Raw genomic sequence first — 5,321 nt, forward strand, 5'->3', positions numbered from 1 at the left:
ATCTTCGAGCAGTGCACCGACACCATCATCCGCCAGGTCTCCGACATCGGGCGGATGGTCGATGAGTTCTCCGCTTTCGCCCGCATGCCCAAGCCCGTCATGGAAATGCATGACGTGCGCGAGATCGTGCGCGAGGCGGTGTTCCTGTTCCAGGTGAGCCGTCCGGACATCGAGTTCGAGCTCGATCTTCCGAAGGAGAAGGTCATGACCATGTCCGACCAGCGCCTTCTCACCCAGGCGGTGACGAACCTGGTGAAAAATGCGAGCGAGGGCATCGACACGGCCGTGGAAGCCGCGCCGGAGCGTGCGGGCACGGGCCAGATCACCGCGAAGTCCGGACCAAGGGCGACCGCGTCCACATCACCATTATCGACAATGGCTGCGGTTTGCCGAAGGAGAACCGCGACCGCCTGGTCGAGCCGTACATGACCACGCGCGTCAAAGGCACTGGACTTGGACTGGCCATCGTGCAGCGCATCACCGAGCAGCACGGCGGCAAACTGCAGTTGGCCGATGCGCCCAAGCGCGACGGCAAGGTTGAAGGGGCGTCAGTGCGAATGGACCTGCCGATCGTGGCGGTGGACGAGGCGGAGACGGACGCGGCGTCCGAAATCGCCTCAGCCGACGATGCGAGCAAGTCCGAGCCGGCCGAGGAGGAAGAGGAAGTAACCCATGGCGTCTGACATCCTAGTCGTCGACGACGAAGCAGATATTCGAGAACTCATTTCCGGCATCCTCGAGGATGAAGGACACGGCACCCGGCTCGCCAAGGACAGCGACGAGACCCTCCAAGTCATCGAGGAGCGGCGCCCCTCGCTCGTCATTCTCGACATCTGGCTTCAAGGCTCGAAGCTCGATGGGCTGGACCTCCTCGACTGCATCAAGAAAGCCCACCCGGACCTTCCGGTGATCATCATCAGCGGCCACGGCAATATCGAAACGGCGGTGGCGGCTATCCAGCGGGGTGCCTACGACTATATCGAGAAGCCGTTCAAGGCCGACCGGCTGGTGCTCATCACCACACGCGCGCTCGAGGCCTCGCGGCTCAGACGCGAAAACCGGGAGCTGCGTGAGCGCAGCACCTATTCCTTCGAGATGGTCGGCAAGTCCGCCGCCGTCGGTCAACTGCGCCAAGCCATCGATAAGGTCGCCCCGACCAATAGCCGGGTGTTGATCACCGGTCCTTCCGGCTGCGGCAAGGAACTCGCCGCCCGCGTCATGCATGGTAAGTCGTCGCGCGCCGACGGCCCCTTCGTGGTGCTGAACGCCGCGGCCATGGTGCCGGACCGCATGGAGCTCGAACTCTTCGGCACGGAAGAGGGACCGGCTCCGGGCCCCCGCAAGGTTGGCGCGCTCGAAGAAGCGCATGGCGGCACGCTCTATATCGACGAGGTCGCCGACATGCCGCTGGAGACCCAGGCCAAGATCCTGCGCGTGCTGGTGGAGCAACGTTTCCAGCGCCTCGGCGGCGGCACCAAGGTGCACGTGGACGTGCGCGTGGTCTCCTCCACGAGCCACGACCTTCAGAAAGAAATCGCCGCGGGCCGTTTGCGCGAGGACCTCTATCACCGGCTGAACGTGGTGCCGATCCGCGTTCCCGGACTCTCCGAGCGCCGCGAGGACGTGCCGGACTTGGTGCGCTATTTCGTGCAGACCATCTCGGTAGCCTCCGGCTTGCCGCCGCGCCGCATCGGCGAGGACGCCATGGCCGTGCTCCAGTCGCACGAATGGCCGGGCAATGTCCGCCAGCTCCGCAACAACGTCGAGCGTCTGATGATCCTGGTCGGCGGCGATGCCGAGCAGATCGTGACCGCCGATATGCTGCCCGACGAGATCGTCTCCCCGGTGCCGCTATCGCCGAACGGGGCGGGCGGCGAGCATCTGATGTCGCTGCCTTTGCGGGACGCCCGGGAGATTTTCGAGCGGGAATATTTGCTGGCCCAGGTCAACCGATTCGGCGGAAATATCTCGCGCACGGCCGAATTCGTCGGCATGGAGCGCTCCGCGCTGCACCGGAAACTTCGGGCGCTGGGCGTCAATTCGAATGAAAGAACCGCCGCCATGCGCTAGCATGGCAGCTTGACTCGCTTCGCTAGGGGGACACGCTCGCAAAAGCCATCCGCGTCAGAGACCTTGCGGACTTGCCTTGCAATCGCGTCTAATGCAATAGGTGGCCGGTTGAAGCGAGAGTCCGGCGCCATCCAACAAGCGTAAGCGTGGACCAAAGGGACGGGGAAGCCCATGGCGACAGAACGCACGCAGAGCCTGCAAGATACGTTTCTTAATCATGTCCGTAAGACCAAGACGCCGCTCACCATTTTCCTGGTAAATGGCGTTAAACTTCAAGGCGTTGTGACCTGGTTCGATAATTTTTGCGTGCTCTTGCGCCGAGACGGCCATTCGCAACTCGTCTACAAGCACGCCATCTCGACCATCATGCCCGGCCAGCCTATCCAGCTTGCCGATATCACCGATGCGGAAGGTGCCGCTGAGTAATTGCGTCCAACCGACCCGAAAGAGCTAAAGCGCAAAAAGGGGCAGGGGGGACGCAAGGACGCACGTGCTGACGGGCGTGTCAGGACGGTCGTGGTCGCGCCGATTCTCGACAAGAAATCCGGCAAAGGCGCCCGCGGACAGGGGCTCGACACACCTGAGCGTTCACCGCAGGCGCGCCTCGAAGAGGCTGTCGGTCTTGCCCTCGCCATCGATCTCGATGTGCGTGAGAGCGGGGCGGTTCCGATCCCTCAACCAAAGCCCGCGACCCTGTTCGGGACCGGCAAGGTGGAGGAACTCGCCGGCGTGGTCCGTATGGAAGACGCCGAGCTCGTCATCGTCGACCATCCGCTCACGCCCGTGCAGCAGCGCAATCTCGAGACCGCTTGGAACGCCAAGGTGCTCGACCGCACCGGGCTGATCCTGGAGATCTTCGGCGACGCGCGCGCACGCGGGAAGGGCGCTTTGCAGGTCGAACTCGCCCATCTCGTCTATCAGAAGAGCCGGCTCGTTCGGTCCTGGACGCATCTGGAGCGCCAGCGCGGCGGCTTCGGCTTTCTGGGCGGTCCCGGCGAGACGCAGATCGAGACCGACCGCCGGCTCCTGAGCGAGCGCATTGTCAACATTCGCAAGGAACTCGAACAGGTGCGCCGCACGCGCGCGCTTCACCGCAAGTCGCGCCGGCGCGTGCCATATCCCGCCGTGGCGCTGGTCGGCTACACCAACGCCGGCAAGTCGACCCTGTTCAACACGCTCACCGGCGCCGAGGTCCTGGCCCAAGACATCCTGTTCGCGACGCTCGACCCGACCATCCGGCGCCTCGCGCTGCCGAACGGCTCGAAGGCCGTAGTGTCGGACACGGTGGGCTTCATCTCCGATCTGCCGACGACGCTCATCGCCGCCTTCCGCGCCACCCTGGAGGAGGTGCAGCAGGCCGATCTGATCCTGCATGTCCGCGACATCGCGGATCCGGCAAGCGCCAGCCAGCGCGCCGACGTGAATGGGGTGCTCGCCGATCTCGGTATCGACACCGAAGCCGAGCCCGACCGCTTGCTCGAAGTGTGGAACAAGGCCGACCTGCTCGATCCCGTCGCAAGAGAGCATGCGGCGAACGAGGCGGCGCGCCACGGCGCAATCCTGGTCTCGGCCGTGAGCGGGTTCGGCCTAGATTTGCTGCTGACTGAGATCGAAGGCAGGCTCAACCGCCGCCGTCAAACGCTCGAGATCGCGGTGCAGCCGCAAGAAGGCGCGCTGTCCAATTGGATCTACGAGAATTGCGAGGTGATCTCGCGCGCCGATCTCGGCGAAGGCGTCACGTCGCTGCGCATTCGCGTCGCGCCGGAGAAGCGCGACAGGCTGGCGCGCGTGGCCGGCGCCGCCCGGCTCAATAGCGCGGCAGAGTAGGGCGCGCGCTAACCGTCTTTCTCGTCCGCCCTTTTTTCATCGGACTTCGCCGCGTCCCATAGCGCGTCCATCTCCTCGAGCGTGGCGTCGTTCGGATGCCGCCCTTGCGCGGCAAGCGCCGCCTCGATGGCTTCAAAGCGCCGCACGACCTTCGCGTTCGCCGTACGCAGCGCCGCTTCCGGATCGACACCGAGATGCCGCGCGACGTTCGCAATGACGAACAGCAGATCGCCGAGCTCTTCGGCGACATGCTCACGGGTATCGATGGCATTCTTCTCGGTAATTGCGGATTTTAGCTCGTCGAGCTCCTCGTCGACTTTCGCAAGAACCGGCGCCAGGTCCGGCCAGTCAAAGCCAATTTTAGCCATGCGCTTTTGCAGCTTCACCGCGCGCGAAAGACCCGGCAAACCGACCGGCACATCGGCGAGCACGCTCTTCTCGGCGGGATCCTCGCAACGCTCGGCTTTCTCCTCGGCCTTGATGCGATCCCACAGATCCGTGCGCATGAACTCCTCGCGGCGTGAGGCGTCCTCGAAGACATGCGGATGCCGCCGGATCATCTTGCGCGTGATGGCGTCGACCACATCGGCGAAGCCGAAGCGTTCCGCCTCGGACGCCATCTGCGCGTGATAGACGACCTGGAGGAGAAGGTCGCCAAGCTCGTCCTTGAGCCCGTCCATGTCGTCGCGCGCGATCGCGTCGGCGACCTCGTAAGCCTCTTCGATGGTGTAGGGCGCGATCGTCGCGAAGCTCTGCTGCACGTCCCACGGACAGCCCGAATCGGGATCGCGCAGGCGCGCCATGACGTCCAGGAGATCGGCGAGATCGTGTTTGTGGGGCCTATCGTCAGCCATGGCCGCGCGCCTGGATCGCTTCGCGAAAATCACGAAAATTCTAGGGAAATCAGAGAGATCGCGGAAACGGTGCATGTTCGGACCCCGACCTCCTAGATTCGCATAAGGTATATTATGGAAAATATACGAATAGGTTGGGACGGGGCATGGCGTCCCGCAAATCGCCGCCTCAGCGCTCGTAGTGATCCCGGATCAGCCGGTCGAGCAACCGCACGCCGAACCCGGAGCCCCAGCTGCGATTGATGTCGGTATCGCCAGAGGCCATCGCCGTTCCGGCCACATCGAGATGGGCCCAAGGCGTGCCTTCCTTGATGAAGCGCTGAAGGAACTGCGCGGCCGAGATCGAGCCGCCCCACCGTCCGCCCGTGTTCTTGATGTCGGCGACCTTCGAGTCGATCAGCTTGTCGTATTTCGGTCCGAGCGGCAGGCGCCACAGCTTCTCCCCGGTCTCCTTGCCCGCCACGGTCAGCCGTTCGGAGAGCTCGTCGTTGTTGGAGAACAGGCCCGCATGTTCCTTGCCGAGCGCGACCATGATCGCGCCGGTCAGGGTGGCGAGGTTGATCACCGCCT

Annotated in this window: 5 protein-coding genes and 2 pseudogenes; 5 read left to right on the forward strand and 2 right to left on the reverse strand. The window is 64.0% G+C overall.

Annotation, left to right across the window (positions count from 1 at the left end; genetic code table 11):
- The 5 genes and pseudogenes from AUC71_RS21220 to hflX all read left to right on the forward strand — a co-directional run.
- A pseudogene (locus tag AUC71_RS21220) lies at nt 1-429 on the forward strand (hypothetical protein); the annotation flags it as partial.
- Nucleotides 369-683, forward strand: a complete 315-nt coding sequence (locus tag AUC71_RS22725; protein ID WP_244500903.1) for an ATP-binding protein — start codon at nt 369-371, stop codon at nt 681-683. The pseudogene AUC71_RS21220 and the gene AUC71_RS22725, both read left to right, overlap by 61 nt.
- Nucleotides 673-2,070 (forward strand): nitrogen assimilation response regulator NtrX, encoded by a 1,398-nt coding sequence (gene ntrX / locus AUC71_RS10545; protein WP_069624230.1) that lies wholly within the window; start codon nt 673-675, stop codon nt 2,068-2,070. Before AUC71_RS22725 ends, ntrX begins: the two co-directional genes overlap by 11 nt.
- A gap of 171 nt (nt 2,071-2,241) precedes the next feature.
- Entirely contained in the window at nt 2,242-2,496 is a 255-nt protein-coding gene (gene hfq, locus AUC71_RS10550; protein ID WP_069624231.1) for an RNA chaperone Hfq, read from the forward strand.
- 90 nt (nt 2,497-2,586) lie between these two features.
- A complete protein-coding gene (gene hflX, locus AUC71_RS10555; protein ID WP_244500902.1) occupies nt 2,587-3,897 on the forward strand; it encodes a GTPase HflX in 1,311 nt (436 codons plus the stop codon).
- Between the two features lie 8 nt (nt 3,898-3,905).
- On the opposite strand, the gene mazG is transcribed toward hflX, so the two are convergent.
- On the reverse strand, nt 3,906-4,751 hold the full coding sequence (mazG, locus tag AUC71_RS10560; protein WP_069624234.1) for a nucleoside triphosphate pyrophosphohydrolase: 846 nt from the start codon (nt 4,749-4,751) through the stop codon (nt 3,906-3,908).
- Between the two features lie 169 nt (nt 4,752-4,920).
- Nucleotides 4,921-5,321 (reverse strand): annotated as a pseudogene (locus AUC71_RS10565) (leucyl aminopeptidase); the annotation flags it as partial.

This window comes from Methyloceanibacter marginalis (assembly GCF_001723295.1).
GTDB lineage: Bacteria > Pseudomonadota > Alphaproteobacteria > Rhizobiales > Methyloligellaceae > Methyloceanibacter > Methyloceanibacter marginalis.